This window comes from Bacillus crepusculi (genome assembly GCF_014764715.1).
Classification (GTDB): Bacteria; Bacillota; Bacilli; order Bacillales; family Bacillaceae; genus Bacillus.
On sequence record NZ_JACXXE010000005.1, the window covers coordinates 231,765 to 256,355 of the forward strand.

The 24,591-nt window shown below is 40.3% G+C and carries 32 protein-coding genes and 1 tRNA gene; 28 read left to right on the forward strand and 5 right to left on the reverse strand.

Annotated features, from left to right (window positions below; translation table 11 throughout):
- Positions 1 to 18 precede the first annotated feature (18 nt).
- From sdhA to IEE86_RS11515, 3 genes are all read left to right on the forward strand, one after another.
- Complete coding sequence (gene sdhA / locus IEE86_RS11505) at positions 19 to 1,779, forward strand: succinate dehydrogenase flavoprotein subunit (RefSeq protein WP_191097348.1); 1,761 nt, start codon at positions 19 to 21, stop codon at positions 1,777 to 1,779.
- A gap of 1 nt (position 1,780) precedes the next feature.
- Positions 1,781 to 2,545, forward strand: a complete 765-nt coding sequence (sdhB, locus tag IEE86_RS11510) for a succinate dehydrogenase iron-sulfur subunit (RefSeq protein ID WP_191097349.1) — start codon at positions 1,781 to 1,783, stop codon at positions 2,543 to 2,545.
- A gap of 119 nt (positions 2,546 to 2,664) precedes the next feature.
- Positions 2,665 to 3,126 (forward strand): acyl-CoA thioesterase, encoded by a 462-nt coding sequence (locus tag IEE86_RS11515; protein WP_191097350.1) that lies wholly within the window; start codon positions 2,665 to 2,667, stop codon positions 3,124 to 3,126.
- Between the two features lie 192 nt (positions 3,127 to 3,318).
- Here IEE86_RS11515 and IEE86_RS11520 read toward each other — a convergent pair whose 3' ends face one another.
- Both IEE86_RS11520 and IEE86_RS11525 read right to left on the reverse strand, forming a co-directional pair.
- The gene (locus IEE86_RS11520; protein ID WP_191097351.1) at positions 3,319 to 4,281 is read right to left on the reverse strand and encodes a Kiwa anti-phage protein KwaB-like domain-containing protein; all 963 of its coding nucleotides are present in this window, start codon (positions 4,279 to 4,281) and stop codon (positions 3,319 to 3,321) included.
- Positions 4,274 to 4,900, reverse strand: coding sequence for a hypothetical protein (locus tag IEE86_RS11525; RefSeq protein WP_191097352.1), 627 nt, complete (start codon positions 4,898 to 4,900; stop codon positions 4,274 to 4,276). The genes IEE86_RS11520 and IEE86_RS11525 overlap by 8 nt, the downstream gene beginning before the upstream one ends.
- Before the next feature lie 190 nt (positions 4,901 to 5,090).
- Here IEE86_RS11525 and IEE86_RS11530 point away from each other — a divergent pair, with 190 nt between their 5' ends.
- The gene (locus IEE86_RS11530) at positions 5,091 to 5,810 is read left to right on the forward strand and encodes a biotin--[acetyl-CoA-carboxylase] ligase (protein ID WP_191097353.1); all 720 of its coding nucleotides are present in this window, start codon (positions 5,091 to 5,093) and stop codon (positions 5,808 to 5,810) included.
- 27 nt (positions 5,811 to 5,837) lie between these two features.
- On the opposite strand, the gene IEE86_RS11535 is transcribed toward IEE86_RS11530, so the two are convergent.
- Positions 5,838 to 6,968, reverse strand: coding sequence for a 2-methylaconitate cis-trans isomerase PrpF family protein (locus IEE86_RS11535; protein WP_191097354.1), 1,131 nt, complete (start codon positions 6,966 to 6,968; stop codon positions 5,838 to 5,840).
- Between the two features lie 135 nt (positions 6,969 to 7,103).
- Between IEE86_RS11535 and IEE86_RS11540 the strand changes: the two genes are divergently transcribed.
- From IEE86_RS11540 to IEE86_RS19340, 13 genes are all read left to right on the forward strand, one after another.
- Positions 7,104 to 7,970, forward strand: coding sequence for a LysR family transcriptional regulator (locus tag IEE86_RS11540; RefSeq protein ID WP_191097355.1), 867 nt, complete (start codon positions 7,104 to 7,106; stop codon positions 7,968 to 7,970).
- A gap of 147 nt (positions 7,971 to 8,117) precedes the next feature.
- On the forward strand, positions 8,118 to 9,434 hold the full coding sequence (locus IEE86_RS11545) for a CitMHS family transporter (protein WP_191097356.1): 1,317 nt from the start codon (positions 8,118 to 8,120) through the stop codon (positions 9,432 to 9,434).
- A 205-nt stretch (positions 9,435 to 9,639) separates the two neighbouring features.
- Complete coding sequence (gene gerE / locus IEE86_RS11550) at positions 9,640 to 9,864, forward strand: spore germination transcription factor GerE (RefSeq protein WP_003184172.1); 225 nt, start codon at positions 9,640 to 9,642, stop codon at positions 9,862 to 9,864.
- A 149-nt stretch (positions 9,865 to 10,013) separates the two neighbouring features.
- Positions 10,014 to 10,454 carry a MarR family winged helix-turn-helix transcriptional regulator gene (locus tag IEE86_RS11555; RefSeq protein WP_191097357.1) on the forward strand — a complete coding sequence of 147 codons (441 nt, stop codon included), beginning with the start codon at positions 10,014 to 10,016 and terminating at the stop codon, positions 10,452 to 10,454.
- Between the two features lie 7 nt (positions 10,455 to 10,461).
- Entirely contained in the window at positions 10,462 to 11,280 is an 819-nt protein-coding gene (gene racE / locus IEE86_RS11560) for a glutamate racemase (protein ID WP_411955696.1), read from the forward strand.
- Positions 11,281 to 11,380: 100 nt separating this feature from the next.
- Positions 11,381 to 12,442, forward strand: coding sequence for a GerMN domain-containing protein (locus tag IEE86_RS11565; RefSeq protein ID WP_191097358.1), 1,062 nt, complete (start codon positions 11,381 to 11,383; stop codon positions 12,440 to 12,442).
- 151 nt (positions 12,443 to 12,593) lie between these two features.
- Positions 12,594 to 13,322 (forward strand): ribonuclease PH, encoded by a 729-nt coding sequence (rph, locus tag IEE86_RS11570; RefSeq protein WP_191097359.1) that lies wholly within the window; start codon positions 12,594 to 12,596, stop codon positions 13,320 to 13,322.
- Positions 13,323 to 13,332: 10 nt separating this feature from the next.
- Positions 13,333 to 13,935 carry an XTP/dITP diphosphatase gene (locus IEE86_RS11575; RefSeq protein WP_191097360.1) on the forward strand — a complete coding sequence of 201 codons (603 nt, stop codon included), beginning with the start codon at positions 13,333 to 13,335 and terminating at the stop codon, positions 13,933 to 13,935.
- Between the two features lie 14 nt (positions 13,936 to 13,949).
- Positions 13,950 to 14,474 carry a YfcE family phosphodiesterase gene (locus IEE86_RS11580; protein WP_191097361.1) on the forward strand — a complete coding sequence of 175 codons (525 nt, stop codon included), beginning with the start codon at positions 13,950 to 13,952 and terminating at the stop codon, positions 14,472 to 14,474.
- 120 nt (positions 14,475 to 14,594) lie between these two features.
- Positions 14,595 to 14,668: transfer RNA gene (locus IEE86_RS11585), tRNA-Arg, on the forward strand.
- A 118-nt stretch (positions 14,669 to 14,786) separates the two neighbouring features.
- Positions 14,787 to 15,197: a DNA methyltransferase gene (locus tag IEE86_RS19330; RefSeq protein WP_224740936.1), complete on the forward strand. Its 411-nt coding sequence runs from the start codon at positions 14,787 to 14,789 to the stop codon at positions 15,195 to 15,197.
- Complete coding sequence (locus IEE86_RS19760; protein WP_318010281.1) at positions 15,188 to 15,337, forward strand: DNA methyltransferase; 150 nt, start codon at positions 15,188 to 15,190, stop codon at positions 15,335 to 15,337. The genes IEE86_RS19330 and IEE86_RS19760 overlap by 10 nt, the downstream gene beginning before the upstream one ends.
- Before the next feature lie 75 nt (positions 15,338 to 15,412).
- Positions 15,413 to 15,646, forward strand: coding sequence for a hypothetical protein (locus IEE86_RS19340; protein ID WP_224740938.1), 234 nt, complete (start codon positions 15,413 to 15,415; stop codon positions 15,644 to 15,646).
- 228 nt (positions 15,647 to 15,874) lie between these two features.
- Here the strand turns inward: IEE86_RS19340 and IEE86_RS11600 are convergent, their stop codons facing one another.
- Complete coding sequence (locus tag IEE86_RS11600; protein ID WP_191097362.1) at positions 15,875 to 16,147, reverse strand: hypothetical protein; 273 nt, start codon at positions 16,145 to 16,147, stop codon at positions 15,875 to 15,877.
- Between the two features lie 194 nt (positions 16,148 to 16,341).
- On the opposite strand from IEE86_RS11600, the gene IEE86_RS11605 reads away from it, so the two are divergent.
- Positions 16,342 to 16,662, forward strand: a complete 321-nt coding sequence (locus IEE86_RS11605; RefSeq protein WP_224740939.1) for a hypothetical protein — start codon at positions 16,342 to 16,344, stop codon at positions 16,660 to 16,662.
- A gap of 33 nt (positions 16,663 to 16,695) precedes the next feature.
- On the opposite strand, the gene IEE86_RS11610 is transcribed toward IEE86_RS11605, so the two are convergent.
- On the reverse strand, positions 16,696 to 17,208 hold the full coding sequence (locus tag IEE86_RS11610) for a hypothetical protein (protein WP_191097363.1): 513 nt from the start codon (positions 17,206 to 17,208) through the stop codon (positions 16,696 to 16,698).
- A 603-nt stretch (positions 17,209 to 17,811) separates the two neighbouring features.
- Here IEE86_RS11610 and IEE86_RS19680 point away from each other — a divergent pair.
- The 10 genes from IEE86_RS19680 to IEE86_RS11660 all read left to right on the forward strand — a co-directional run bounded on the left by IEE86_RS19680 (position 17,812) and on the right by IEE86_RS11660 (position 24,513).
- Entirely contained in the window at positions 17,812 to 18,189 is a 378-nt protein-coding gene (locus IEE86_RS19680) for a DUF4241 domain-containing protein (RefSeq protein WP_191097364.1), read from the forward strand.
- Positions 18,080 to 18,424 (forward strand): DUF4241 domain-containing protein, encoded by a 345-nt coding sequence (locus tag IEE86_RS19565; protein WP_318010282.1) that lies wholly within the window; start codon positions 18,080 to 18,082, stop codon positions 18,422 to 18,424. The genes IEE86_RS19680 and IEE86_RS19565 overlap by 110 nt, the downstream gene beginning before the upstream one ends.
- A gap of 197 nt (positions 18,425 to 18,621) precedes the next feature.
- Positions 18,622 to 19,092 (forward strand): hypothetical protein, encoded by a 471-nt coding sequence (locus tag IEE86_RS11625; RefSeq protein ID WP_191097365.1) that lies wholly within the window; start codon positions 18,622 to 18,624, stop codon positions 19,090 to 19,092.
- Between the two features lie 18 nt (positions 19,093 to 19,110).
- Complete coding sequence (locus IEE86_RS11630; RefSeq protein ID WP_191097366.1) at positions 19,111 to 19,446, forward strand: DUF4288 domain-containing protein; 336 nt, start codon at positions 19,111 to 19,113, stop codon at positions 19,444 to 19,446.
- 277 nt (positions 19,447 to 19,723) lie between these two features.
- Complete coding sequence (locus IEE86_RS11635) at positions 19,724 to 19,873, forward strand: teichoic acid D-Ala incorporation-associated protein DltX (RefSeq protein ID WP_024427820.1); 150 nt, start codon at positions 19,724 to 19,726, stop codon at positions 19,871 to 19,873.
- 14 nt (positions 19,874 to 19,887) lie between these two features.
- Positions 19,888 to 21,393 (forward strand): D-alanine--poly(phosphoribitol) ligase subunit DltA, encoded by a 1,506-nt coding sequence (gene dltA / locus IEE86_RS11640; RefSeq protein ID WP_191097367.1) that lies wholly within the window; start codon positions 19,888 to 19,890, stop codon positions 21,391 to 21,393.
- Positions 21,390 to 22,574: a D-alanyl-lipoteichoic acid biosynthesis protein DltB gene (dltB, locus tag IEE86_RS11645; RefSeq protein WP_191097368.1), complete on the forward strand. Its 1,185-nt coding sequence runs from the start codon at positions 21,390 to 21,392 to the stop codon at positions 22,572 to 22,574. The genes dltA and dltB overlap by 4 nt, the downstream gene beginning before the upstream one ends.
- A 21-nt stretch (positions 22,575 to 22,595) precedes the next feature.
- Positions 22,596 to 22,832 carry a D-alanine--poly(phosphoribitol) ligase subunit 2 gene (dltC, locus tag IEE86_RS11650; protein ID WP_024423191.1) on the forward strand — a complete coding sequence of 79 codons (237 nt, stop codon included), beginning with the start codon at positions 22,596 to 22,598 and terminating at the stop codon, positions 22,830 to 22,832.
- Entirely contained in the window at positions 22,832 to 23,998 is a 1,167-nt protein-coding gene (gene dltD / locus IEE86_RS11655) for a D-alanyl-lipoteichoic acid biosynthesis protein DltD (protein WP_191097369.1), read from the forward strand. Before dltC ends, dltD begins: the two co-directional genes overlap by 1 nt.
- Positions 23,999 to 24,093: 95 nt before the next feature.
- Positions 24,094 to 24,513: a YkvA family protein gene (locus IEE86_RS11660; protein WP_191097370.1), complete on the forward strand. Its 420-nt coding sequence runs from the start codon at positions 24,094 to 24,096 to the stop codon at positions 24,511 to 24,513.
- The last annotated feature ends 78 nt before the right edge of the window (positions 24,514 to 24,591 follow it).

The window sequence follows — 24,591 nt, forward strand, 5'->3', positions numbered from 1 at the left end:
AGAGGGAGAGGGGCTACAATGAGTAATTCTAGCATCATCGTTGTCGGAGGCGGCTTAGCTGGTCTCATGGCAACTATCAAAGCAGCAGAAGCGGGAACAGCTGTTAAACTATTTTCAATCGTACCTGTGAAACGTTCGCATTCAGTATGTGCACAGGGCGGAATCAACGGAGCGGTTAATACAAAAGGTGAAGGGGATTCACCTTATGAGCATTTTGATGACACGGTATATGGTGGAGATTTCTTAGCCAACCAGCCGCCAGTAAAGGCAATGTGTGAAGCAGCGCCGTCCATTATCCACTTACTAGATCGTATGGGTGTCATGTTTAACAGAACACCAGAGGGATTACTGGACTTCCGCCGCTTCGGGGGAACACAGCACCACCGTACAGCATTTGCTGGTGCCACAACAGGTCAGCAGCTATTATACGCACTGGATGAGCAGGTTCGCCGCTTTGAAGTAGCAGGGCTTGTCACGAAATATGAAGGCTGGGAATTCCTTGGCGCTGTCTTAGATGACGAGGAAGTATGCCGAGGCATTGTCGCGCAGAACTTGACGACAATGGAAATTGAATCCTTCCGTTCAGATGCAGTCATCATGGCAACGGGCGGTCCTGGAATCGTGTTCGGTAAATCAACGAACTCCATGATCAATACTGGATCAGCCGCCTCCATCGTGTATCAGCAAGGCGCTCATTATGCAAATGGAGAATTCATTCAAATTCACCCAACAGCGATCCCAGGAGATGACAAGCTTCGTCTCATGAGTGAATCAGCTCGTGGTGAAGGCGGACGTGTTTGGACATATAAAGACGGGAAGCCTTGGTACTTCCTTGAAGAAAAATACCCAGCATACGGGAACCTTGTACCACGTGACATCGCAACGCGTGAAATCTTTGACGTATGTGTCGAGCAAAAGCTTGGCATCAACGGAGAGAACATGGTATATCTCGATCTTTCTCATAAAGATCCAAAAGAGCTTGATATCAAGCTTGGCGGAATCATTGAAATCTATGAAAAATTCATGGGAGATGATCCGCGTAAGCTTCCGATGAAAATTTTCCCTGCTGTTCATTACTCAATGGGCGGATTATGGGTCGATTATGATCAAATGACGAATATCAAAGGCTTGTTCGCTGCTGGAGAATGTGATTACTCTATGCACGGCGGAAACAGACTTGGAGCGAACTCCTTGCTTTCTGCCATTTACGGCGGAATGGTTGCTGGACCAAATGCGGTCAAGTACATCAGCGGTCTTGAAAAGTCAGCAGAAGACCTCTCTTCTGCAACATTTGACAGTGCCGTGAAGAAAGAGCAGGAGAAATGGGACAACATCCTCAGCATGGATGGAACAGAAAATGCGTATGTGCTTCATAAAGAGCTTGGAGAATGGATGACAGATAACGTCACAGTGGTTCGTTACAATGACAAGCTCTTAAAAACAGACCAGAAGATCGAAGAACTAATGGAGCGCTATAAGCATATCAACATCAACGATACAGCATCATGGAGCAACCAAGGCGCTGCTTTCACGCGTCAGCTTGACAACATGCTTCAGCTGGCACGAGTCATTACGATTGGGGCATACAACCGGAATGAAAGCCGAGGCGCACACTATAAACCGGAATTCCCAGAAAGAAACGATGAAGAATTCCTAAAAACAACGATGGCTACGTTCAAAGGGAAAAATCAAAAACCTGCATTCCACTTTGAGGACGTCGATGTATCGTTAATTGCACCTCGTAAACGAGATTACTCGAAGAAAAAGGTGGAGAAATAAGATGAGTGAAAAAAACACGATTCAATTCATTATCACACGTCAAGATACAGCAGATGGAAAGCCTTATGATGAGGAATTCGAAATCCCTTACCGTCCGAATATGAACGTCATTTCCGCACTCATGGAAATTAGACGTAACCCTGTCAATAAAAAAGGGGAAAAAACAACGGCTATTAACTGGGACATGAACTGTCTTGAAGAAGTATGCGGGGCTTGTTCCATGGTCATTAATGGAAAGCCGCGCCAGTCATGTACAGCCCTAATTGACAAGTTAGAGCAGCCGATCCGTCTTCAGCCGATGAAGACATTCCCGGTTGTGAGAGACTTGCAGGTTGATCGAAGCCGTATGTTCAATTCCTTGAAAAAAGTGAAGGCATGGGTGCCAATTGATGGCACATATGATCTTGGACCTGGACCAAGAATGCCTGAGAAAAAACGTCAATGGGCGTATGAGCTGTCTAAGTGTATGACATGTGGTGTCTGCCTTGAAGCATGTCCAAACGTGAACGATAAGTCTTCCTTTATGGGTCCTGCACCGCTTTCACAAGTTCGTTTATTTAACGCACATCCGACAGGTGCGATGAATAAGTCTGACCGTCTAGAAGAAATTATGGGGGAAGGCGGTCTTGCGAACTGCGGAAACTCCCAAAACTGTGTGCAGTCGTGTCCAAAAGGAATCCCGCTCACAACATCAATTGCAGCACTTAACCGAGATACAACATTACAAGCTTTCCGTAATTTCTTCGGAAGCGATCACGCAGAATAACATTACATTCAGTCCTCCTTGCCAATCAAGATGAGTGTTTAAGAGGCTGGATGCAACACATAATAAACGCCTCTTCCAATGCGGGAGAGGCGTTTGTTTGCGAATAAGGAGATGATCAAGTGAGACTGCCGTCATATATTGAAGAGCCGTTTGAAGAGTGGAGGGCATCCTTCCGGTTTTATGTAGAAACGACCGTCCGTTTTTCAGAAACAGATATGTTTGGCCACATGAACAATGTTACCCCTTTTGTGTATTTCGAAGAGGCGCGGATTGCCTTTTTTCAAAAAACAGGGCTTGTTGATAAACGAATGAAACGCAAGCGTGAGACCATCACAGTCGTTGCAAACCTGCAATGTGATTACATCAAGCAGGTGGAGATTGGCGAGAGGCTTCGTGTGTATGTCAAGCCAGAAAAAGTCGGATCAAGCTCACTCATCCTTCATTACTTAGGAGAAAATGAACAGCAGGAACCGTGCTTTACGGGCGCTGTGACTATGGTGCAAATTGATAAACGTACTAGTAAGCCCGTGCCGTTTGCAGTAGAAGAGAAAGAGGTGTTTAAGCTGTACATTAAAGTATAGACTAAATAAATATACATGTGGATTAGAACAATGGAGTAACTTAAATTGTTATTTGAAAATCGAATGTGTCAATTTGAAATATTAGGGATAGGAGATGATTGTCAATTTTCTATGAAAATTGCTCATCCCTGTTATAGGATAGTTATGGATTAATGCAATCCATAACTATTAATTTAGAAATTCATATTATAATCATCTAGATTGAATTTTAGATTTGTTATGAACTCTATACTTTTCATCAGTAATTAATGAAGCAACAAAATTATCCAATAGAACATCAATTACTACTCTTGCTTCCTCTTTAGTCGTGCATTCAATTTTACCTTCAGAATTTAAATTTAAATTAATCATGCCCTGATTAATCAACTCGCTGATTCGATCAGTACGAATTTGATCAATTTGATAAGTGGCAGCTTTCGCAAGTTTTTTTTGAAGGCTGACAGTTGATTGAATAAATTCATTCAAATTTTCAGTACCAGAGAGTAAATTTAAGGATTCTAATTGACTAACTACTGTTTGTGCTGCTTCACGAAACTTCTCATAATATCTGAAGAGATTTAAAATCTTATTTTCTTTAAGTAAAATAACATGTTGATTATAAATTATACCGTCCCACTGATCATCAAGAAATAATTTTTTATCCCTGTTCTCATCTATAACATAACCATCCCGTGCTTCTAAATATTTAAGAATGGTTCTTTTTTTTAACAAAACACTTTCGTTTATAACTTTAATAAAATAAATATCTTCTTCTAGTGCTGTGAGTTTAGCAATAATACATTTTGGTTTGAATTTTTCATTGTTTATATAGTCTCTGGCATTTTCATGATCATGTTCGTTTTCAATGTGACTTTTCCATTGTTCTAGCTGGCTTAGAGTATCTAATTGTAAATATCTTCTGAAATACTCTCCAGGTTCATCTGAATCGTTAATATTAATTAGTTCATACTCTGTAAGAGTATTTAATATATTTTTAGTTCCAGTAAACACCCAATCTCGAACAGAAACGTCTATTAATATTTCAGCTGGTTTTGTGTCATCGTATATTGTAGTAGTTCCTTCTTTTAGTATAGAGCCAATTATAAATAATTGAAAATTAGGTGTTGCGCTTATGTTATTTAAATAATTGTTTATTTGAGTTAGTCCATTAATCATCCGCAATTTGCCCCTTTGAGATTAAAATTTCGTGTGTATCTAAACGATAACCTATGATCTTTTTTCCGATTCTGATATTACTAGTATGATTTTTGTCTGTAATGATTAGATACTTTCTATTAGCACTTTCTATTTCGTACAGGCGCTTTCCAAAAATGAATAGTAAGGGATTTATATATAGTAGATCGCTAAAAATAGATAACCAAAAAATTAAAAGTATTAGAATTATAAAAATCAAAAAATCATTTATAGTATTTGTGCTTAAACTTATCAGTGGTAAAATATATGTTACGAGATATACTAGTACATCTTTATCTCTTGAATGAATAGTTTTAATGTGTATATCAATTCTTGCAACTTCTTTTTTTAATGTCTGTTGAATTTCTAATTTAATATAAACAGAACATAAAATTGATATTACAAACATAATGAGGGAACCCATTGCTAACAAATCATTGTAAAGCTCAGTATTAAATAACTGATTCAACTTTACATTTTTAGGGCAAACAAATAATGAGTAAATGTTTTTGAAATCGAAAAACTTAACAAATAAGATTAGAAACAAGGGTGTATATGCAGAAAACAGTAACGTAACTTTGTACCACAATGGACTTCTCATCAATTAGCCCTCCTAGGACGTATTTACAATTATAATAAAATTTTACAATATAATAAACAGGAACGTGTGTTCTTATCATATTAGCATTTTTATTAAACGGAGTATACTTTTATTTCTTTATAATCAATCTTTTTTTGCAGTCTAAATTATAGTGAAACTTGTTATGAATATTTATTAAGAAGGGGTAAACATGGAAATTTTTTGTTATGACACCATTGATAGTACAAATAATGAAGCGAAAAGGCTTATTCAGCAAGGAGAAGTGCCTTCATTTGCCGTCTATGCACGCCAGCAGACAGAAGGAAGGGGAAGGCTCGGCAGACCGTGGGAAACGCCCTCAGGAAATGTGGCCCTGACCATGACGGTAAATCCGCCAGAGGAACTCTCCACACAGTCAACAATCGCCCCTCTGACAGCACTGGCGATCTATGATGTTCTGAAACCACTCATAAGAGCGGAGGATCAGCTGGCAATCAAATGGCCAAATGATATTTTCATTAATGAAGCAAAGGTATCAGGCACATTGATTGAAGCGGATCGCAGCGCCATTTATATCGGTGTTGGCATTAATGTAGAGACAAAGCCGGAGCATGTCCCGTACAAAACCATTTGCTTATCAGAGCTGACAGAGGTAAAAGCCGATCAGCTTGTGAAGGAGCTTGCGGCGGCTTTTGAAAAATATCATACACGCTGGCAGAATGAAGGATTTGAAGCACTCACTGCCCTCTATAACAAACGGTTATATCGTCTCAACAAGCCGCTTCGCATCTCGTTAGATCGTGAAAAACAAACATGGGAAGAAGGCATTTGCTGCGGCGTTAACCGCTTTGGTCATCTTCAGCTAAAAGATGATAAAGGACAGATCAAAGCACATTCTGCCGGAGATATTGATGCACCGCTCCAACATTAAAAAAAGCAGACGAGGTTCTCGTCTGCTTTAGGCTTCTCTTTTAATGTGAGGCTGAACCAAATAGTCTTGTTTCGTAAAAACCACCCCGTCCAGAATTTCTCTTGCGGTTCGAATGACTTTGACTCTGTTTTGAGACACGTCAATTTCAGTTTGCATAATACCAGCAGGATGCCCAATTCGAAGCGTATCATGTTGACCATGATAAAGCTGTGCAGGAAGCGTATCTTCCATAAAGCAGCTGGCTGACACGCAGACAGACCCAGTAATGGCAAGTGCTTGGTGTGGTCTTTGCATCGATAGCATGCGTACCATGATGTCCATATCTGCTTTTCGTCTCATGATCCCGTTTGTATCTATATAATCAGCCGGCTCACTAATGATCGCAAGCTTCGGAACAGCTGGAGACTGTAATGTGGCCATGTCTTTTGGAGCGAAGTGACACATTTCAGCAGCAATAGAACGGATCTCTTCCATATCATTCAGTAATCCTTCAGAAAATTCCTCAGGCAATTCTGTTCCCTTTAAATGAATATCTTTAGCACGGATAAAAGCAATCGGATTTGCAATGTCAACGATCGAGATTGGAATCTCTCCAAACTTTGTTTGAATCGTATCGATGCTGTTTCCAGTCGGAAAGGTTTTACCTGTGACAGCGCCTTCAGGCTTCTCAAAGGATAAATAAATGGGAGAACCTGTCCCTTTTACTCCTGGAATTTCTGCCTGTCCTTCAAATTTCACTTCACCGTTTTCGACCTCGACCTCTGCCACAATGATTTTATTCGTATTGGTATTGAGGATACGTACAGTCGTAATGGGCTCAACCGCTTGAACAAATCCTTTAATGATGGCATATGGCCCAACAGCTGATGAGATATTCCCGCAGTTCCCTTTAAAGTCGACATATCGTTCATTAATGCTGACCTGTGCAAATGTATAGTTCACATCCACATCTGGACGGGTGGCTTTGTCAATAATCGCCACCTTGCTAGTTAAAGAATTACCCCCGCCGATTCCATCGACCTGTAGCCGGTCAGGGCTGCCCATAATGTCTAAAAGAAATGCTTCGAGCTCATCGTGTTCATAGGGCGCATCATTTGCTTGAATGAAGACCCCTTTGCTTGTACCGCCTCGCATGATTGTAATTGGAACTTTTCTCATTGCTCTCACCCTCAATTGTTTAGTTACTATTTATCTAATCAAAATGGTAAAGTATAATAAGAAATAAGTTAAATACATTATTTTAAAAGAAATCCATAAATTATTTTTATAACAAGGTCAAAAGGAGGGCATACAATGGATGAGAAAGACTGGCGATTTCTAAAGGTGCTTTATGAAGAGAAGAACATCACAAAAGCGGCTGAAAAATTATTTGTATCGCAGCCTGCCTTGAGTTATCGATTGAAGCAACTTGAAGAAGAGTTTGATATGAAGCTTTTCTTCAAAAGAAAAAGAGGAATTGAATTTACGTCAGAGGGCGAGTACTTGGCTAAATACGCAAATGACATGCTCAAACAGCTCCAGCAAACGAAAGATGGCATGCTCAATATGCAAAAAAAGGTCAAAGGAACGATCCGATTAGGGGTCTCAAGTAACTTTGCGCAGTATAAACTGCCAGAAATTTTAAGGGAATTTTCTAAGCAGTATCCACATGTTCAATTTATGGTGAACACAGGGTGGAGCACAAAAGTTATGGACCTTTTAGGAACATCCAGCGTGCACTTAGGAATTTTAAGAGGGGATTACGACTGGAATGGAGAACGATTTTTGCTCGATAAAGAGCGGCTTTGCATCATTTCTAAATCAGAAATACAGCTAAAGGATCTTCCGAGGCTGCCGCTCATTGACTATCATACGGACAGTTCATTAAAACGGTTGATTAACAGATGGTGGCAGGAAACGTTCACAATGCCTCCTCTCGTGACGATGGAAACAGACCGGCAGGATACTTCAAAAGAGATGGTCAAGCATGGTTTAGGCTATGCGATTGTCCCAGAAATTTGCCTAAGGCCAAGTGATGAGCTATTTGTAAAAGGGCTTTCGTATAAAGATGGACAGCCCGTTTTAAGAGATACATGGCTTATGTACCAGCCAGACTCTCTTCATTTGTCTGTTGTAAAAGCGTTCATTGAGTTTTTAAGAAGTCAGCAAGACTGGTTATAAAATTTTTTTATTGAATATACGAAAAAATCAATATTTTCATTATAAAAAAAGCTATTATATCCTTAAAATAGTAAGCGCTGACATGCTGATCACAAGTGTAAAGGGGCGCTTGTGGATCAGGTGAAGAAGAGGATGGAGGGATAGAAAGTGCTAGCTATTTTAGGGATCTTAATGGTCTTGACATTTACATTTCTCATTATGACAAAACGAATGCATCCGGTGGTGGCTTTAACCGTTGTACCGATCATATTTGCATTACTCGGTGGCTTTAACAGCGGATTAGGAGACATGATGCTTGATGGACTCAAAACGGTTGCACCATCTGCTGCTTTATTGTTATTTGCGATTTTGTTCTTCGGTGTCATGCTGGATGCGGGATTATTTGATCCGCTTATTCGACTCATTTTACGTATTGTGAAAGGCGATCCTGTCAAAATTGCGTTTGGGGTAGCGATTTTGTCTATGCTTGTAGCATTAGATGGTGATGGAACAACAACTTACATGATTACGGTATCAGCTATGCTGCCACTTTTCTTAAGAATTGGAATGAACCCGCTGATTTTAGGGACCATCTCATTATTATCATTAGGAATTATGAGCGGTATGACGCCTTGGGGTGGTCCAGCTACTCGCGCAATCGCTGCACTTGGGTTAGATGCAGCTGAATTTTTTATTCCATTACTCCCGACGATGATAGGAGGCGGTCTTTTTATCCTTTTTACTGCGTATGTCCTTGGGAAGAAAGAACGGAAACGAATTGGTATTGCAGAGATTCAGTATAAAGAAGAGGCCTCGATCTCTCCTGAATTAGCGGCGTCAATCGAGGATGGCGTAGAAAATATGAAGAGACCAAATCTGATTTGGATCAACTTCTTCCTGACGATTGTGGTGATGGTTACACTTGTCTTAGACATTATACCGATTCCTGTCCTCTTTTTAATTGGATTTGTCATCGCTCTCATGATCAACTATCCAAAGGTTGAAGATCAGCGCGAGCGAATTTTGTCACATGCAGGGAATGCATTAACGGTCATTACCCTTGTGTTTGCAGCAGGGATTTTCACAGGGATCTTTTCAGGAACAAAAATGGTAGAGTCCATTGCTAACTTAGTCATTTATTTAATTCCTGATTCTTATAGTTCGTTTTTTCCGCTGATTGTCGCTTTAACGAGTATGCCCTTTACATTTGTTCTTTCAAATGATGCTTACTATTTCGGGGTGCTACCAATTTTGGCTGAAGCCGGCGCAGCTTATGGGATTGACCCGGTGGAGATTGCACGCGCGTCTATTATAGGACAGCCTGTTCATTTACTGAGTCCGCTTGTGGCTTCCACATTACTGCTTGTCAGTATGCTGAATAAAGATATCGGTGATTTGCAAAAATACGCACTCCTATGGACCGTATTAACAGCCCTGTTTACAACACTGATCGCTCTGTTAACAGGAGCTATTTCCATTTTTTAAATACCTGTTTGAATAGGACGATGTCTCAAGAGGAGACTCGTCCTTTTTTGTGCTGTACTAAGCGTGAGAAATTGGACGCTGATCTGCGTGATTTCTCGATTTTAACGTCACCTACCTCAAGCGCGCGGCATATGATATCTCGACTATACAGAATCCCATTCTATAGAGACTAGAGCTCTCACCTTAGCAAGGAGGGTTACAATACTTGAAGGAGAAAGAGTTTCAATCCAAGCCGCTATTAACCAAAAGAGAAAGAGAAGTATTTGAATTGCTCGTCCAAGATAAAACAACAAAAGAAATTGCAAGCGAGCTTTTTATTAGCGAAAAGACTGTTCGAAATCATATTTCGAATGCCATGCAAAAGCTAGGAGTCAAAGGTCGTTCACAGGCCGTCGTCGAGCTTCTGCGTATGGGTGAGCTAGAGCTCTAAAGTCAGCCGGTTTTCCTTCCATATCGGGAAGGAGCCGGTTATTTCTATATGGTTTCCATGAGTCTCTTCTTGCATTTTCTTTGAAAAACGAGGAAAATAGGAATGTACATTTTAATCAAAGTGAGATGCTATAGTGAGGTATCAATGAAATGGAAACGAATGAGTCAGGCCATGTTGCAGAGATAGAAAAATCATTACGCCATATTGCCGCAATTATTAAGCAAAAAGGTAGAGAAATTCTCAATCAATATACGATTACACCTCCTCAATTCGTAGGGCTTCAGTGGCTTTATGAATTCGGAGATATGACAATAGGTGAGCTATCACAAAAGATGTATTTGGCTTGCAGTACAACCACTGATTTAATTGATAGAATGGAAAAAAGTGAACTTGTCGAACGGGTGAAAGATCCTTCTGACCGCCGCGTGGTTCGCATTCATTTATTGCCTGAAGGCGAGAGGATCATTCAAGAAGTGATTGCTAAGCGCCAAGAATACGTCAGTGAACTTCTAGGGGCTTTCTCAGAAGAAGAAGCCATCGTTTTCAACCAATCCTTAACGAAACTACAGCAGCAAATGAAAAGAAAATGAGGCGATTTTGTTGGATCAACCAATCGGCGTCATTGATTCCGGCGTCGGCGGTTTAACCGTTGCGAAGGAAATCATGAGACAACTGCCAAAAGAAAAGATTATTTATGTAGGTGACACAAAACGATGTCCATACGGCCCGCGGGAAGAAGAAGAGGTTCTTCAATATACTTGGGAAATGGCGCACTACTTATTGAGACATCACCATATTAAAATGCTCGTTATTGCGTGCAACACCGCAACAGCGATAGCACTTGATGAAATTAAAGCAACACTTGATATTCCGGTCATTGGCGTGATTCAGCCTGGAGCCCGCACAGCGATCAAGGTGACAAACAATCAGCATATTGGCGTCATTGGCACAGCCAATACAATCAAAAGCGAGGCCTACAAGAAGGCGCTCCTATCTCTAAAAGCAGGACTAACCGTTCAAAGTCTGGCTTGTCCAATGCTTGTGCCATTTGTAGAAAGCGGTACGTTTTTAGATCATACAGCAGATGAAGTCGTAAAAGCTTCTCTTGAACCGATGAAAGAAACAGGTATTGATACGCTTATTCTTGGCTGCACGCACTACCCGATTTTAAAAGAACCGATTCAGCGCTTTATGGGCAGTGATGTAAGCATTATTTCATCAGGGGATGAGACAGCTAGAGAAGCAAGTACGATTCTTTCATATAAAGGGCTGTTAAATGCTTCTCAGGAAGCGCCTGTCCATACATTTTATACAACAGGGCAGCAGCAAAATTTCCAAAACATCGCACGTGACTGGTTTGGCTATCTGCCAGGGAAGGTCGAAACCGTGTCACTTGAACACGTCTATCAGCAATAACCCGCTTCTACTTGAGGTGGGTTATTTTTTATGAAAAGGGTCTAATCCTCTAGAGAAGCTCGTATACATGGTAGTACAAACTACTAGAGGAGGGTGTTGTATGCTGAAAAAAGGAGCGACAGCAGCTGTTACGTGTATCGCGTCAGCCATGCTTTTGTCAGGATGCGGATTGTTTCAAACAGACCAAGCGAAAACAGAGATTGATCCACCACAAAACGTCACATATGTGAAAGAAAATAAAGAAGACAAAGAAACAGCCAAAAAAGGAAAAGAAGAGAAGCAGGCAGATACGGTCATGAGAGAACTATATTTAATTGATAAAAACGGGTATGTCGTATCTCAATCCATTCCGCTACCGAAAAATGAAGGAAGTGCCAAACAAACCCTTGAATATCTCGTGGATGGGGGGCCTATCTCCAACCTTATCCCAAATGGATTCAGAGCCGTTTTGCCGGCGGACACGAGCGTATCTGTCGACATTAAAGACGGAACGGCCGTTGTAGATTTTTCAAATGAATTCAAAAACTATAAAAAAGAAGATGAACAGCGAATCCTGCAATCTGTCACTTGGACGTTAACACAGTTTGATTCAATAGCCAAAGTCAAATTGAAGATGAATGGACATGAATTAAAAGAAATGCCTGTAAACGGTACACCGATCTCAGATGATTTAAGCAGAGAGGACGGTATTAATATTCAGCACGAGGCTGCCGCTGATATGACATCGACAAAGCCAGTGACGGTTTACTACTTAGCTGAATCTGATGAACAGACCTACTACGTCCCGGTCACAAAAAGAGCCCCGAAGACCGAGGATGATCCAATTACTGCGGCCATTGATGAGCTTGTCTCTGGACCAAGCAAAACAAGCCATTTGCTCACAGACTTTGATCAAGATGTGAAGCTGAATGATGTACCAAAAGTAAAAGACGGCCATGTGACACTTGATTTCAACGAATCCATTTTTGGCAGTGCAGATGAAAAGAAAAAGGTGATTTCTCAAAAAGTGCTTGATAGCATTGTGCTCACATTAACAGAGCTGCCGGATGTGAAAAGCGTATCTGTGAAGGTAAACGGCAAGGCTGAGCTTGTAAACGAAAAAGGTGCAGAGCTCACAAAGCCAGTTTCAAGACCAGAACAAGTGAATACAGGTAGTTTTTAACGTCACACATTGATATAATGGAGAAAAAGAGGCATGCATATTCGCTGCCTCTTTTTTATTCCAAGCGATTAGAACGAGCCGAGGTTGTCAAAGTTAGTAGGAGAACCCCGCTGGCACCCGCGCGGAATGTATATTGTAACGGAGGTAAATCATGAGATTAGATGAAAGACAATATGACGAATTAAGAAAAATTGAAATACAGGCAGGCTACATCACGCATCCAGAAGGCTCTGTCTTAATCTCAGCGGGAAATACGAAGGTGATTTGTAACGCATCCATCGAAGACCGCGTACCTCCTTTTTTAAGAGGAGAAGGAAAAGGCTGGATCACAGCAGAATATAGCATGCTTCCAAGAGCAACTGCACAAAGAACGATAAGAGAATCATCTAAAGGAAAAGTCACAGGACGCACAATGGAGATTCAGCGCTTAATTGGACGAGCACTACGAGCAGTCGTTGACTTAGAAAAGCTTGGGGAACGCACGATTTGGATTGATTGTGATGTCATTCAAGCAGACGGCGGAACACGCACAGCATCTATCACAGGTGCATTTGTGGCCATGACACTCGCGGTTCAAAAGCTTCTAGCAGAAGGAGTCATGAAAGAAAATCCAATTACCGATTATTTAGCGGCGATATCCGTCGGAATTGATTCTCAGCAAGGACTTCTGTTAGATTTAAACTATGAAGAAGATTCTTCTGCTGAAGTAGATATGAATGTCATCATGACAGGCGCTGGACGCTTTGTTGAACTTCAAGGAACAGGCGAAGAAGCGACATTCTCAAGAGAACAGCTAAACGGACTGCTTGATTTAGCCGAAAAGGGCATCAAGGAATTAATTGAAAAGCAAAAAGCAGTGACAGGAGAAGTCATCGAATAAAAAGAAGGGTTTGATCAGGATGAAAACAGCCATCATTGCAACGCACAATGCGGGCAAAGCGAAAGAATTCAAAGCCATTCTTGAGCCAAAAGGATTCACGGTCAAAACACTAGCAGACATCGGCTTTACTGAAGAGATTGAAGAAACAGGACAAACCTTCGAAGAAAATGCGATCATCAAAGCGGAAGCCATTCAAGCCAAAGCAGGTGAAATGGTAATTGCAGACGATTCCGGCTTGTCGATTGATTATCTGGGCGGAAAACCTGGCGTGTATTCAGCGAGATACGCAGGTGAGCATAAAAATGATGCGGAGAATGTGGAAAAAGTGCTGAGCGAGCTCAAAGGAATTGAAAAAGAAGACCGCACAGCCAGATTCAGATGTGCCCTTGCTGTCAGCAGACCTGGCAAAGAAACAAAGACGGTAGAAGGATCAGTTGAAGGCTTCATCGCAGAAGAACCAATTGGCGAAAACGGCTTCGGATACGACCCTATTTTCATCGTCAAAGACAAAGACCAGACGATGGCTGAGTTATCACCAGAGGAGAAAAACAAGATCAGCCATCGAGCGGTTGCGCTTCAAAAGCTTTCATCATTGCTAGACGCAAATGAATAAGGGGGAATGAAGCCATGAAGATACTCATCATAAGTGACAGTCATGGACTCACGGGCGAACTTCAAACCATTGCCAAACGGCATGAGGCTGAGGTAGACATGATGATTCACTGCGGAGATTCAGAACTCGAAACGAACCACCCAGCACTCGAAGGATACAAGGTCGTCAAAGGAAATTGTGACTTTATGGGCGATTTTGAAGAAGAGCTCCTGCTCCCACTTGATGGTGGCGGAAAACTATTTCTCACTCACGGGCATCTGCATGGCATCAAACAATCCTTGCTTCAAGTCTACTACCGTGCAGAAGAGCTAGGCGCAGACATTATCTGCTTTGGCCACTCGCACATCCCAGGCAGTGAGCTGCTAAGAGGAAAATTGCTCATTAACCCAGGCAGCGTGCACTTGCCAAGAGTGCGAAAAGAGCGCAGCTATGCTATACTGACCCTAGATGGAAGCGAAGCAAACGTACAGTTTTTTACCGGCGAAGGTCAGGTCATACCAGACCTCGAAAACACCGTCACATTGGAAGGTATTTCATAAGGGGGCAGCATCTGCCCCTTATGAAAAAACTTTCGAAAAACCGTTGACTTTAAAGAACAATAGTAATATAATAAATCTTGTCGCTGAGGTAATATACCAAAGCACACTACATAACAACATGTCCCAGTAGCTCAGCAGGATAGAGCAACGGCCTTCTAAGCCGTCGGTCGGGAGTTCGAATCTCTCCTGGGACGTAATATGAAAAAAGCCTGAAATCCTTTTATATCAAGGGTTTCAGGCTTTTTTATTCATTGGAACTTAAGTTCATTTATCACTTGGAATTTGGATTTTGGGAGTGGGGTGGGAGCGGATTTGTTTTTAAGTATTTACGTTCCCTGTTTTTGTATCAAAGAAGCTATTAAAAAGGGTGGACGGAAAGATATTGTTTGGAACAAACCCAATGACATGCCGGAGAGTGTGAGGGATAGACCTACAAGCTCACATGAATATATTTTTCTTCTCTCGAAATCACAAAAGTATTATTACGATCATGAAGCGATTAAAGAAGCAGCTTATAAACCTTTTCCGGTTTTACCAAGAGGTTCAAAAGGGGCATTCGGAATGGACCACAACAAGAGAAAACAAGCCTCGTGGTTCATTCAAAGGATAGTATATGACGATGTAGCATTTAGAGCTATTAGAAATAAGCGGAATAAGCGCTCTGTTTGGACTGTTGCAAGCCAACCAAAGACGTGCACTTTGCAACATATCCAGTGGAACTAATAGAGCCGTGTGTATTAGCTGGCTGCGATATAGATAGCATTGTTTTGAATCCATTCATGGGATTAGGAACAACAGGTATAGCAGCACTCAAGCATAGTAGAAATTTTATCGAAATTGAATTGAACCCTGAATGCAAATAAGCGCTTAAACGGCGTGCAAATCGAACTGTTGTATCATCTATAAACAGCCTAGCGGCTGAAGAGGAAACGATATGAGTGGAATACAAAGAATTTCAAATAACTTTACCATCAGGCGAAATGATTAGACGAAACAGTGAAGGGCTGTATGGATCAAATAATATTGTAGTGGACAAAGACTATGTGAAAGATACTTTGGTCCAAAATCATCAAGAACAAGGTAAAGAAGAGGAACTGAAATTTTACGAGGTGCATGATCCATATTACGCATTGAGCAAAGCGAAAACCGAAGAAAATGCTATGACAATTTAGACTGATGTTGTCGCTGATGATGATGGAGGCTTAACAGAAGAAATAACCGAAGTTACGGAAACATATGTGGCAATCAGATATAGCCGAGTAAATGGAGAGGACGACAAAATAATCCGGGTCGAAGAAGTCCTTGAGGATTTAACGAATGAGATACAAATGGTGCAGATCATTGACGGTAGCTTGGTATAAATAAAAAAGAGGGAAGCTTCCCTCTTTTAAAAGTAGTATTCATGTAATTGTTTCGTACCAGCAACGTTCATATTTTCCATACCATACACCTTTCCAAGATCTCGCACCTTTTAAGTACCAATTATGGATGCCATCGTTATAGATTGCTGGAATTGCATTTCTTGAATAGAATGGGCCATCTTCCGTCGTAGTACAATGTTTCCATGTTTCATTAGGAGTAGCAGCTTCTGCTTGTGCAGTAAAAAAAGCAGATGAAGAAACTAGCAAAGCGAGTGATAGAACTGAACTTGCAATTACTTTTTTAATTCTCATAGTACGACTCTCCTTTAAGTTCGGGATAATAGTCTTGCAAGTTTAATAATACTATATATTCAAAATTAATCCATATAAAATTTTATTTAACTTATATGGGAATTAATAATTGGGGAATTTAAATGAAAAAACTACTAATCACACTAACTATTTTGCGCCGTTTGCTGCGGCAGTAACGAGCGGATATAAAACAATTGGAGGGCATACAGTCAGCGTATCAACGGATGGGCAATTCTTACACGCCAAGAGCCAAAAGCATTGATGTCACGGCACGTAAAACAGGCAATGAAGCAGTTTACTACCGCTTCACTTTGCAAAAACGAGTAGGAAGCACTTGGAAAGATCAGCGGTTTAGTCTCGTTGGATCGTTTAAGACCGCCACGCCTGCAAAAGAATTTTATATCGTCAATCACTCATCCGGTACGCACCGAATCAAGATGACGATCTACAAAAACAGCAATTGGACAGGCGTTAAGGGAAACATTTATACATCAGATTTTAAGGTGCGGAAATGAAAAAGCAATCCATAAAGGACTGCTTTTAAAGAACTAATTATAAACGTTACCTGCTAATTTGACTGGATACTTGCCAAGGTTTTGAACTTCTAATAGATAATCTTTAGTAGTTGAAACATTGTTAAATGTAATTTCCAACCAATAACGACCATCCTCTTTTTTGACATCACCATAATAATTAGAAGATGAAACTGTATCTCCTGTACTCGGGTCTATTAATTTGTATAAGACATGAGCTATAGCATTATTTCTTTCAGATACTTGCCAACCTTTATAGGTTGTACCTGTACTATTTTTAATTGTAAATTTAGAAGATTTGTAATAATCATTTTTAGAACCATTACCTTCTAACCTTGTTTCTGCTAAGTAGTAAACTGATGATGCAAGAGTTTTGAATTGACCATTTGAATTTGTTGCAAGAGTTGATAGATTATTAGCTAGTGGAGAAACGTTATCTGAAATACTTGGACTTGTTGCATTCACAATAGATCCTGAACCTAAAACCGCTGTTGCTAATAAAGTTGTAGCTGCTAGTTTCTTAAACATCTTAAAACCCCCTTAGTAAAATTCGTTAATAAAATTAATTATATACTTTTTTTCAATAAAATGGAATGTTATTTATGTATATTTAAGAATGATTTTGAAATGATTCTATTTGAGTAGTTTAACTAAATAAGTCCAAGACGGAGAGCCTGCGGACACTGATCAACACCTTTTAAGGGCGCTGGTTGGTGTCCGTTTTTTATTTGTCGGAAAAGGAGGATGAACATGAAGAAGGATAAACCAAAAAACAGCCGCAGGAGCTTACAGAAAGAGAGATACGTGAGCTTATGGGTCAAAACATGCAGCGGTTAAAACGAGCCAAAGGCGGGGCCATGCGCCGAAAATAATATGATGATCTAAATGAGGAATTTGAGAAACGTTATGAGGATACAAGAAGCTGGTTAGTCGCGTGCTTTCAGGAGAAAGTTGATTTAGCGATCTTTTCTACTGGTTTTGGGGGTTGGATGAGAATGGAGATGACGCTTGTCTCGTTACAGATTTTCTTTTGACGGATTAAATAAGGAAAATAAAACAGGAATAAAAGACAAAACAGAGAAAATTACATAATCCCAAACGCTACAGAAAAACAATGAAAGGAATGGTCACTTGTACAGCATCAATCCCAAACACCTACTATATGAAAATGGAGAGAAAACAAGTAACCAAGAAGGTGAACAATTATTTGCAAAACAGTTAGGCTATATCGAGATTACCAGTGGTCATATTGTTGCTTGTGATCCTTTTGTTTCAGAGGGAGACCAATCTTTTTCTAAGAAAATTCATCTAGGAAAATATCCTATTCTATTTATGGTTAAGCGGTTGGAAAGCGGTGACGAACGCGTCGCCTATGCGATGATTAATAAACCAGCGAGTAATAGAATGGGAGCTTGCCACAAGAGCAGGGCAGGAACTCAAACATTTGAAAGAAGACGAGTTCTACGGCTACGGTGTAAATACGGGTATGGGCTGTTTTATGGATGCTGAAGCAGCACTATATTTACAAGCTTATGAGGATAAGCGCTATAAAGAGGACAATGATTTCTATCTTTATGAGGAATTTGCAGAAGCACTTGAGCAAAACTACAAGCACACATGGGACTGGCTCGTCACCCGTTTTCATGACAAGGTGGACATTGCTATGTTTACAACAGGCTTCGGTGACGGGATGTATCCAAGCTTTTGGGGGCTGGACGAAAACGGGAACCTGCTTGTCTTGTGACAGATTTTCTTATAATGGATTGATGAGAAATCCGTGAAACCAAGGGTTTTTTGTTTATCAAGATATAATGGAGAAAATGTTCACGGACACCTTAATATAAAACAAATTTGCTTAAATTTACCTTAAAATCATTGAAAATCTAATTAATATAATATTTTTATTCAACTAAATTTCTAATAAACTATAAGGAGTATTGAATGATTAAAAAAATAATTTCCACACTATTAGCTCTATCCGTATTTACCTTTGTTTTACAAGCACCAGCAAAGGCAACAGAAAATGAAACTGTTGTAATTAACACAAATGATTTTGTATCATCTGAAGGAGAATTAAATCCTGATCAACTTGCAGAAACTAAATTCGCCATCCCACTTCCTTTCTTCTTTATTCCAGGGTTAGGACAAGCTGCAGTATTAGCAACTGGTGCTGTCATTGTAGGTGGTATGATATTTTCTTCAAACTCTTGGGAAGCTCAAGTTGTCAAACATCATAAAATGACAGCAGACCAATTCATCTCTAAGAATAGAAAAGGATCAATCAGAAAAGAGTTTCCAAGTGAATACTTAAATAAAACGATAGAACAAATCAACAAAGACGCAAAAAAAGGGAAAAAGAATGCTAAAAAAGCTAAAAAACTGTTAACAGACAACAGATTTAAGAAAAAATGAAATGAAAGGTGATCATTTATGTACGATATTTATTCTGTAAAAGTTTTATTTGAATCAACAACTTCACCACGATTAAGCCCTGAAAAAATATTTGAAGAGAGAATTTTTTTAATAAAAACAAAAAAACCAGATGAAATTGAAAGTATCATACACGAAAACTTCCCAGAAGAAACTTATGAAAATTCAGAGGGTGGGATGACTACTACCAAAGTAGTTGCAATTTTAGATACCTTTGAATTAGTAGATAATATAGAAGAATCAGTACATTTAAAAGAAGTTTATAGTCGTTATCTTGTATTTGATAAAGAAACATCTCCAGAAGAAGCCATTGAAAGATATTCCTTAGACAAATAAATTCGCGCAAAATTTCGAAGTAAATGAAATCAAAGCCATCTAGTCAAACTAGGTGGCTTTCTGCGTTTGTTCGACAGCTTTCACCAATTTTAAGGCAAATTTAAGCTTCCATTTCATTTCAAATACATTAAATCTTTGTTACAATAAGACAGCTTTGCCTAACGACACGTTCATCAATTCGACATCTTTTTTTCATCATTTCTTAAAATTTTTATGTTTTGATATGAAACCTTTGGATGGTCCGTGCGTCTTTATAAGTGTCAAAAGAAAAGAGGTTATCAATATGCTATTCAAAAAGCTATCAGAAAATAAGTCTGTAAAATGGATAGGATATACAAGTTTTTACTTACTTATTTTGCTATTATTGTTCTTTATTTACGGATTCCATACTGCAAATACGGGATCATTCATTTACAACGATTTTTAATTGGAGATTAAACTATGAAACTATTACACACGATTCATGAATACCAACAAACGAAACCGACACAGCCAGCATTTGTTTCTCAACATGCTTCGGTCACATATGATGAGCTTTGGCGTCTATCAGACCAAATGGCTGGTGCGATTGATGCAGTCGCAACAAGTAGTGCACCTGTCATTGTATACGGTCATATGGAGCCAGAGATGCTGATTTCTTTCTTAGGCAGTGTGAAATCAGGTAGACCATACATTCCGGTCGACATCTCAATACCTGCCGAGCGTATTGTCTCAATTATTGAAAGCTCAAAAGCCAACCTATTGATTTGTGCAAATGAGCAGACTGTACTGGATGTAGAAGAACACATTGAAGTGAGGAGTGCGGCATCGCTTTTAGCACTTGAAAAAGAAGCACCGCCATCCACGCAGTGGGTTCAACATGATGACGTCTTTTATATCATTTATACGTCAGGCAGTACCGGAAAGCCTAAGGGCGTTCAGGTAACAGCTAATAATTTAGAAAGCTTTACAAAGTGGATGTGCAGCGACTTCCCAATCGGCGAGGGGCGCACGTTCTTAAATCAAGCACCATTTTCTTTTGACTTATCGGTGATGGATCTCTATCCAGCACTTCAATCAGGCGGCACACTTTACTGTTTAGTGAAGGATCTCGTCAATAAGCCGAAGGATATGTTTGCAGCCCTTGGTCAATCTGACGTTGAAGTGTGGACATCAACACCTTCCTTTGTGCAAATGTGCTTAATGGACCCTTCCTTTACAGGGGAGCTTTTACCAGAGCTGAAAGTCTTCTTGTTCTGCGGCGAGGCACTTCCTGTATCTGTAGCAAGTGCACTCCTTGAGCGTTTTCCAAAGGCGCAGGTCTTTAATACGTATGGTCCGACTGAAGCAACTGTTGCGGTCACTTCTATTGAAGTCACGCAGGCGATTCTTGATCAGCACGATTCTTTACCAGTAGGCTATGCCAAACCTGATACAGATATCGTCATATTAGATGAAGAAGGCAGGACCCTTCCTGATGGTGAAAAAGGGGAAATTGTCATCGTGGGGCCAAGCGTCACGAGAGGCTACTTAGGTGAACAAGCCTTAACGGATAAAGTGTTCTTTGAATACGAAGGCCGCCCTGCTTACCGCACAGGTGACGCAGGTGTGACGCAGGATGGTTTAATTACGTGCCACGGTCGTCTTGATTACCAAATTAAGCTACATGGATACCGGATGGAGCTTGAAGAAATTGAATATCATGTGAGTGAGACAACCTATGTCAATGCTTGTGTGATTGTACCGTTCCAGCCAAACGGTCATGTGGAGTACTTGATTGCAGCGATTGTCCCAGCAGAGCATTCATTTGAAAAAGAATATCAGCTGACAAGTGCGATTAAGAAAGAAATGGCGGATTCACTGCCTGCGTACATGATTCCAAGAAAGTTTGTCTATCTTGAGCAACTGTACATGACGCCAAACGGGAAGGTTGACCGTAAGAGAATCGCGAAAGAGGTTCTTCTATGATTCCGTTTAGTTCATTCTTTTTCTTCATTCTAATTGGTATTCTTCTTTTGCCGACGATCATTCTTGGTCTTCGCGGTAAAAGAATGCAGGGCTACAACATGTTTGCAACGGTTGTGGCGCTGGCGCTTATTTTTTCAAAGGATGCACACGGCGCATTGCTGCTTTTCTTGTTTACAGTGTGGCAAGTCTTCATCATCCGTTTGTACCTTGCGTACCGTCTGAAAGCGAATCAGGCATCAGTTTTCTATATGGCAGTGGTGGCATCTATTTTGCCGCTTGTGCTGTCAAAGATTTTACCGTTCTTTTTAACTCATCAGCCGCATCAGCCGCCGCCAATGAACTGGCTGAGCTTTTTAGGGATCTCGTACTTAACGTTTAAAGGTGTTCAGTTAATTATCGAGACGAGAGACGGCTTGATTAAGAAGAAAATTCCGATTCACCGTTTGGTCTATTTTATCGTCTTTTTCCCAACGATTTCATCAGGTCCAATTGATCGTTACCGCCGGTTCGAAAAAGATATGGATACGCCGCCTGAAAAGGAAGCGTACAGTGACCTTCTATATGCCGGTATTCATAAAATCTTTATCGGCTTCTTATATAAGTTCATTATTGGCTATCTGATTCACACGTATATTCTGATGAATATTCATCATATTAGCAGCAGTCACTTTGTTCAGCAGTTAACGTATATGTATGCTTACAGCATGTATTTGTTCTTTGACTTTGCTGGCTATACTGCGTTTGCTGTGGGTGTGAGTTATATCATGGGCATTAAGTCTCCAGAAAACTTTAATAAACCGTTTATCAGCCGGAACATTAAAGACTTCTGGAATCGCTGGCACATGTCCTTGTCCTTCTGGTTTAGAGACTATGTGTTTATGAGATTTGTGTTCTTTATGACAAAAAAGAAGTGGATCAAGAACCGTATGGCCGTATCGAATATCGGGTATTTTGTCCTCTTTCTATTGATGGGTGCTTGGCATGGACTTGCCCTTCAATATATTATTTACGGACTATACCATGCAGTTGTCATGTCCGGTTACAATTTATTTGAGAAATGGAATAAAAAGCACAAGTGGTGGCCGGATAATAAGGTCACAATGGTTGTGTCGATCATTATTACATTCCATGTGATTTGTTTCGGATTTTATATTTTTTCAGGAAAACCATTTCATCATTAATGATTAAGGGAGTAGAAAATTATGGAATTTAAAAATCAAGTATACGGTATTATTGCAGAGGTTTGTCAGGACGATGTTGTAAAGGAAAATCCAGAGATTGCAATTTTTGAAGAAGGTCTTCTTGATTCATTTGGTACAGTAGAACTGCTTATGGCAATTGAAAGTCAGCTTGGAATTACCGTTCCGATTACAGAATTCGATCGTGATGTGTGGGATACACCGAATCACATTGCTGAGCAGCTGGCAGAGATGAAGTAATGAAAAAGCGTTTTTTTGGGCCGCTTATTTTAGCGGCTGTTCTATTCATTGGTGTTCTTCTTGTACCAAATGCATGGCTCTCACATCTGATCCCAAAAGACAAATTACAAAAGTCAGCAACAGAATTAGATCCAGGGATGTTTCAAGGGCTTTATTTACAAGATGAAATGCTAAAAGATCCAACGTATTTGCCGATCTATGGATCTTCTGAACTATCACGGTTTGATCCATATCACCCTTCGAATTTCTTTCATGAGAATCCTCAAGGGTTTACACCTTATCTTGTTGGAAAAGGTGGATCGCAATCATTAATTCATGCGATGAACTTCGCAGCGCATATGGATGAATTAAAAGGGAAAAAGCTTGTGTTTATCGTGTCCCCGCAATGGTTTGTGAAATGGGGATCTGACGAGAATCACTTTGCACCTAACTATTCAGCACTTCAAGCGCTTAATCTCGCCTATAATAAAGAAATTGATCCCGCTGTGAAAAAAGAGCTGATCAAAAGGATCATGACGTTTAAAGCTGTTAAGAACGACATAGTCATCACAGAGCTTTTTAAAGCAGAGCTATCTGGGAATAAATTCGCTTTCAGCGCGATTTCCCCTATTGCAAAAATGTATTATGGCATGCTTCAAAAGAAAGACATGTATTATACAATTGGATCGGGGCATGATCGCAATCTTCATCCGTCTCCTTCAGTGAAAGGGAAAACGTGGACTGAGCTTGAAAAAGAAGCGAGCGTCCTAGGGTCTGAAAAAGCAGGGGACAACCCGTTTTATATTGATCAGAAATTGTTTGACCGTAAATTGAAGCCAATGATGAAAAAGATGAAAGATTCCCGCCAAGGCCATTCTTATGCGGAATCACCTGAATATAAAGATTTCCAGATCATGCTGGATATTTTAAAACAAGCCGGTGCGAAGCCTTTGTTTGTGACGATTCCTGTCAACGGGAAATGGTATGATTACACCGGTTTCCCGAAAGAAGGACGTACAGGGTATTACGAAAAAATCAATCGTCAAATTCGAGATAATGGGTATGAAGTCGCGGATTTGACTTCACATGAGTACGATCCCTATTTCTTTAAAGATACGATTCATGTGTCTTATAAAGGATGGGTGTACATCGATAAGGCGATCGAAAAGTTTTATAGAGAGCAGTAGAAAGCAGCGGCTTTCTGCTGCTTTTTGTTTGTCGAATGGACCGATATCTTGTATAACTAAGGGGAAAGGGCTATGCTGAATAGGGAGGCGATAGGATGAATCGTTCTGAGAAAAAAGAACTATTAAAGCGTTCGAAAAAGCATTTTAATGATCATGCCTTTTGGGAAAAGTTAAAAAAGACGGCACAAAAAGCTGGGGTCTCTCTTGTCTATGCTGTGCTATTACTTTACTATACATTGCAAAAACCCGAAGTGCCGGTCAAAGCGAAGACCCTCATCATTGGAGCACTCGGATACTTTATCCTTCCGATTGACCTCATCCCCGATACATTGGTTGGGATTGGCTACACAGATGATTTAGGAGCCATTACATTCGCTCTGCTTCAAGTCGCGATGTACATTGATGATGATGTGAAAGGGAAAGCAAAAGACAGACTGTCAAAATGGTTCGGAGAAAAAACCGATACATCCCTTATTGATCAAAAGCTTGAGGATGGCGGTATGCCGTCTGCATAAAGAAAAGCCTCCAAATGGTCTTACCCCTGTCAAGTAGACAATTATAAAAAGACTAAGCTGCCAGTGTGTGACGGTATT

What these genes read in the sequence shown, in the direction of transcription:
- sdhA (WP_191097348.1), top strand. Translation starts at nt 19, where the DNA reads ATGAGTAATTCTAGCATCATCGTTGTCGGAGGCGGCTTAGCTGGTCTC.
- sdhB (WP_191097349.1), top strand. Translation starts at nt 1,781, where the DNA reads ATGAGTGAAAAAAACACGATTCAATTCATTATCACACGTCAAGATACA.
- IEE86_RS11520 (WP_191097351.1), bottom strand. Translation starts at nt 4,281, where the DNA reads ATGATTAATGGACTAACTCAAATAAACAATTATTTAAATAACATAAGC.
- IEE86_RS11525 (WP_191097352.1), bottom strand. Translation starts at nt 4,900, where the DNA reads ATGAGAAGTCCATTGTGGTACAAAGTTACGTTACTGTTTTCTGCATAT.
- IEE86_RS11530 (WP_191097353.1), top strand. Translation starts at nt 5,091, where the DNA reads ATGGAAATTTTTTGTTATGACACCATTGATAGTACAAATAATGAAGCG.
- IEE86_RS11535 (WP_191097354.1), bottom strand. Translation starts at nt 6,968, where the DNA reads ATGAGAAAAGTTCCAATTACAATCATGCGAGGCGGTACAAGCAAAGGG.
- IEE86_RS11540 (WP_191097355.1), top strand. Translation starts at nt 7,104, where the DNA reads ATGGATGAGAAAGACTGGCGATTTCTAAAGGTGCTTTATGAAGAGAAG.
- IEE86_RS11555 (WP_191097357.1), top strand. Translation starts at nt 10,014, where the DNA reads ATGGAAACGAATGAGTCAGGCCATGTTGCAGAGATAGAAAAATCATTA.
- IEE86_RS11565 (WP_191097358.1), top strand. Translation starts at nt 11,381, where the DNA reads ATGCTGAAAAAAGGAGCGACAGCAGCTGTTACGTGTATCGCGTCAGCC.
- rph (WP_191097359.1), top strand. Translation starts at nt 12,594, where the DNA reads ATGAGATTAGATGAAAGACAATATGACGAATTAAGAAAAATTGAAATA.
- IEE86_RS11580 (WP_191097361.1), top strand. Translation starts at nt 13,950, where the DNA reads ATGAAGATACTCATCATAAGTGACAGTCATGGACTCACGGGCGAACTT.
- IEE86_RS11600 (WP_191097362.1), bottom strand. Translation starts at nt 16,147, where the DNA reads ATGAGAATTAAAAAAGTAATTGCAAGTTCAGTTCTATCACTCGCTTTG.
- IEE86_RS11610 (WP_191097363.1), bottom strand. Translation starts at nt 17,208, where the DNA reads ATGTTTAAGAAACTAGCAGCTACAACTTTATTAGCAACAGCGGTTTTA.
- IEE86_RS11625 (WP_191097365.1), top strand. Translation starts at nt 18,622, where the DNA reads ATGATTAAAAAAATAATTTCCACACTATTAGCTCTATCCGTATTTACC.
- IEE86_RS11630 (WP_191097366.1), top strand. Translation starts at nt 19,111, where the DNA reads ATGTACGATATTTATTCTGTAAAAGTTTTATTTGAATCAACAACTTCA.
- dltA (WP_191097367.1), top strand. Translation starts at nt 19,888, where the DNA reads ATGAAACTATTACACACGATTCATGAATACCAACAAACGAAACCGACA.
- dltB (WP_191097368.1), top strand. Translation starts at nt 21,390, where the DNA reads ATGATTCCGTTTAGTTCATTCTTTTTCTTCATTCTAATTGGTATTCTT.
- dltC (WP_024423191.1), top strand. Translation starts at nt 22,596, where the DNA reads ATGGAATTTAAAAATCAAGTATACGGTATTATTGCAGAGGTTTGTCAG.
- dltD (WP_191097369.1), top strand. Translation starts at nt 22,832, where the DNA reads ATGAAAAAGCGTTTTTTTGGGCCGCTTATTTTAGCGGCTGTTCTATTC.
- IEE86_RS11660 (WP_191097370.1), top strand. Translation starts at nt 24,094, where the DNA reads ATGAATCGTTCTGAGAAAAAAGAACTATTAAAGCGTTCGAAAAAGCAT.